This window comes from Pirellulales bacterium (assembly GCA_036267355.1).
In the GTDB taxonomy this organism is placed as follows: domain Bacteria; phylum Planctomycetota; class Planctomycetia; order Pirellulales; family DATAWG01; genus DATAWG01.
On the sequence record DATAWG010000114.1, the window covers coordinates 1 to 3,770 of the forward strand.

General features: G+C 59.5%; 4 protein-coding genes. 2 read left to right on the forward strand and 2 right to left on the reverse strand.

What is annotated here, in order from left to right:
* Window positions 1–298: 298 nt before the first annotated feature.
* On the forward strand, window positions 299–673 hold the full coding sequence (locus VHX65_18105; GenBank protein HEX4000471.1) for a tetratricopeptide repeat protein: 375 nt from the start codon (window positions 299–301) through the stop codon (window positions 671–673).
* Window positions 670–1,203 carry a metalloprotease family protein gene (locus VHX65_18110; GenBank protein ID HEX4000472.1) on the forward strand — a complete coding sequence of 178 codons (534 nt, stop codon included), beginning with the start codon at window positions 670–672 and terminating at the stop codon, window positions 1,201–1,203. Before VHX65_18105 ends, VHX65_18110 begins: the two co-directional genes overlap by 4 nt.
* 92 nt (window positions 1,204–1,295) lie before the next feature.
* On the opposite strand, the gene VHX65_18115 is transcribed toward VHX65_18110, so the two are convergent.
* Complete coding sequence (locus tag VHX65_18115) at window positions 1,296–2,285, reverse strand: SRPBCC domain-containing protein (GenBank protein ID HEX4000473.1); 990 nt, start codon at window positions 2,283–2,285, stop codon at window positions 1,296–1,298.
* A complete protein-coding gene (locus VHX65_18120) occupies window positions 2,194–2,664 on the reverse strand; it encodes a metalloregulator ArsR/SmtB family transcription factor (GenBank protein ID HEX4000474.1) in 471 nt (156 codons plus the stop codon). Before VHX65_18120 ends, VHX65_18115 begins: the two co-directional genes overlap by 92 nt.
* Window positions 2,665–3,770 lie beyond the last annotated feature (1,106 nt).

The window sequence follows — 3,770 nt, forward strand, 5'->3', positions numbered from 1 at the left end:
CCGAATTTGCTTGCGAAGCGCGCGGACCTGTCTTACGATCTTCATTGGTCGCGACGATCGGATCGCGCGGCAATCGCTTCGCAAGCTTTTCTCCGGGGCAAACCATTCACATGGGTCAAAAAGGGGCCAGTTCACCGTGGATCGTTCATCCAGTTCGTCGGCCGGCGCTGCGGCTGCCGGTGTTCACTGCGGAAAATGTGGCGGGCCAGATTTCGAGCTCGGCTATCGAATAAAACTCTGCGCCGCTTGCCGGCGAGAACTTTCGCGCCGGCCGTTGCCAGGCTGGATTTGCGCCACGATGGTGATCGTGGTTTTGACGGTGTTTACAGCGTCGATCTTATCGCCGACGTCGCTCATGACCGGCGTGGCTTTCGAGCGCGGTCAGCGGGCCGAGCAGCAGGGAGACTACGCCACGGCCGTCAGCGAATACAAAAAGGTTCTCGAACGATTTCCCGATTCGACCGTCGCCACCGCCCGGCTCGGGATCGCCTATGCCGAGGCCGGGAACGATGCCGAAGCGATGCAGCAACTCGGCAAACTCGGCGGCCGCAAAACGTCGCCAAAGCTGGCCGAGGAAGTGCATTACGCCATGGATCAGATCTACACTCGAATCGAAACGAATGCCCGGCGTTCAAAACCGGCAGCCGACAGCGACAGCGGAGACTCACGATGATTATCATCCCTGGGCAACTGATCGCACTGCTGACGTTTCCGGGCGTGATCGTGCATGAAATTGCGCATCAACTGTTTTGCCGTTGGTTCGGCGTGGCCGTATTCGACGTGTGCTATTTTCGCTTCGGCAATCCGGTGGGCTATGTGGTCCATGAGCCGCCGCGCACATTCAAACAAAGCTTTTTCATTTCCGTCGGACCGCTGTTCGTCAACACTTTTTTGGGCGCGATGATCGCTTTTCCGGCGATGATTCCCGTCGGGCAGTTCGAAGCCGGAACGCCGCTCGACTATGTGATTATCTGGCTTGGCGTTTCGATCGCGATGCATGCTTTTCCAAGCACCGGCGATGCCATGTCGCTATGGCGGGCGGCCAAGGAGTTTCATGGCGGATTCTTGGCGAAAATCATCGCGGCGCCGGTTGTCGGCATGATTTACCTGTGCGCCCTCGGCCGAATCTTCTGGCTCGACGCGATTTTCGGCGTCGCCGTCTGCTGGGCAATCCCGACGCTGCTCGTCTATGCGCTTTCGTGAGTGCGCGTGGCGAACTTGCGGACGACAGGATCCTGCCCGGTCCGGATCAGGTCCGCGACGCACTCCCTTGCTAGCGCGGCGGGCTCCGCGCTCTAACCAATCAACACGGCGGCGAGCCGATCGAGGCTTTGGCTCCAGCCGATGTTCATGCCGATTTTCAATAGGGCGTCGCGCACGGCGGCCGACTCAAAGCGGATGCGGACCGTCAGCGTTGTTTTGCCGGCGGCTTCCGCGAACGTCACCGTGGCAAGCCCCTCCAGACCGGGATTACCTTGTCCTTTCGGTCGACTCGGGTTCACCATGTCGTGCCATTCGTCCGACAGCTCGGAATGGTTGATGGTCATCACCAGCCGCTCCGGCTCGACGACTTCGACGTAAACACCCTTCGCCGGATGCTGGCTGCCATCGGGGCCGCGCATTACGATTCGCCACGCGCCGCCCGGCCGCGCATCCAACTCGCAGATCGGATTGGTGAACCCATTCGGCCCCCACCACTCGGCCATTTGCCGCGGATCGGTCCAGGCCTTGAAAACCGACTGCCGCGGGGCATCGAACGTGCGTGTGACGACAAAATCGCGATCCAACGGGTCGCTGCCGGCGATCGATGCGACCTGCTCTCCCAGCCGGCCGAGCGTTTGTTCTAGCCCCTCGACGGCATTGTACGTCTTGATGGTGCGATCGAGTTCCTCGGCCGACTCGAAGACCATCCGCATCGTGAGCTTCGTTTCTTGGCCGTCGGGGCCATGCGGCTCGAATGTCACGGTCGTCTGAAAATGGGGAGGCGAAACATGCGAATACACGATCCGCTCGGGCCGCACGACCTCGCGGTAGATATTCTTGTTCGGGTAATCGGTGCCGTCGGGGCCATGCATGATGAACTGCCACTCGCCGCCGGGCCGGACATCCATCACTTGCATGGTGATCGTAAAACCGTTCGGCCCGTACCATTTGCCGAGATGCACCGGATCGGTCCAGAGCTGGAACACCAGTTCACGCGGGGCGTTGAAAATTCGGACGGCCACGATTTCGCGGTCGGCCGAGCTCGTTTGCGTGGGGCTTTGCTGATGATTTTTTTCGGCCACGGCGTTTCTCCTTGCTTTGCGTTGGTTTCTTGGTGACTGTTTTTGGCGACGGCTGTTCGGCTTGCAGTTGCTTAAGATATGCCTCCAAGCGGTCGAAGTTCTGCTCCCAGAATTTTCGATAATAGTCGACCCACTTGGCGACATCTTTGAGCGGCGCCGGCGCCAACCGGCATGGCCGCCATTGGGCATTGCGACTGCGGGCGATCAGTCCGGCCCGCTCGAGCACTTTGAGATGCTTCGATATTCCGGGAAGGGTCATGTCGAAAGGTTTGGCGAGTTCCAAGACCGACGATTCGCCGCCCGCGAGCCGGGCAAGAATCGCCCGCCGCGTCGGATCCGCTAGAGCGGCAAACGTCGTGCTCAAAGCATCCGCCGGCATTTAATTCACCACAGAGTTAAATAACTAAGTGGTAAAATACATTCGCGGAGACAATTCGTCAATAGGCCAAACGCGGCGAACCACGGATACGAAGATGACCACGAATGACGCGAAGACGAGGCCGGGGAACCACGGATCACACCGATCAGCACCGATACGAAGCAGGGGAACCACGAAGACGCGAAAGACGCGAATACGAGGAAAAGACGAACCACCGATCCCACGGATAGACACCGATTGGTAGAAGGAATTCCGCGAAGCGAGCAAGCGATCCGGAAACGAGGGGGCAGCACAAGCAACCGCGCTCCGTGCTCGCTTCTCCCCTCTCCCCTTGTGGGAGAGGGGCCGGGGGTGAGGGGTTAGCAAACCAACCATTCATCAATCGCACTCCGGCATTCTTTCCGGGCGCGTCGCAAGCGAACGCGGCTAACGCCGGCGAACCGTTCGTCATTCGAAATTCGTCATTCTCCCGATTTTCCGTTGGAATTCGAGCCACCCTTTGTGGCATAGTGCCCGTTAGACGACTCGGCTCGAGGCACTTGAGACGGGCGATACAACGCGGCGCCGGCGGCTGGTTCTTGTCCCATGGCGCTGCTAGTTCGTCTTGCTGTACAACGGTTGAACTGCTTGCGGTCGACGGCAAGCGGAGCTGCCTGCGTACCGGCCCCACCGTTTGCGGCCTGATCCGCCGCAATAGATCGGACCAGGTAGTGTTTGCCGAGAAGTGAATTCGTAGGCCCCTTTCCCGCTCCTCCTGGGGTTGCCAGGAGACCCGAGCCCGAGTACGTTGCAGAAAGCTTGCCATGAATCGATGCATAGCAAAACTTTTTGCGGCGCATTCACAGTGTGGATCAAGACGGCTTTATGCGAATGGCAACCCAGTGCAGCGCCGCTTAGGGAGCCTCACAGCCTCCCCACGACACTCGTCAATAGGGCGGGAACAGGACCCTCGGGTCGTGGTGCCCTAGTCACGAGAGGAACCGGCAGACCCCGCTTTCGCGATTGGAAAAACGGACGTTCCTTTCGCGGAAGCAACCCGTTGTGCGGTTTAGCCACAGCCCGAGCTGCATCGGAACATGCAGTGCTACCGAATCAAGAACGCTCCG

Excerpts from the sequence above, each read along its gene's own strand:
- VHX65_18105 (HEX4000471.1), top strand. The coding sequence starts at position 299 with ATGGTGATCGTGGTTTTGACGGTGTTTACAGCGTCGATCTTATCGCCG.
- VHX65_18110 (HEX4000472.1), top strand. The coding sequence starts at position 670 with ATGATTATCATCCCTGGGCAACTGATCGCACTGCTGACGTTTCCGGGC.
- VHX65_18120 (HEX4000474.1), bottom strand. The coding sequence starts at position 2,664 with ATGCCGGCGGATGCTTTGAGCACGACGTTTGCCGCTCTAGCGGATCCG.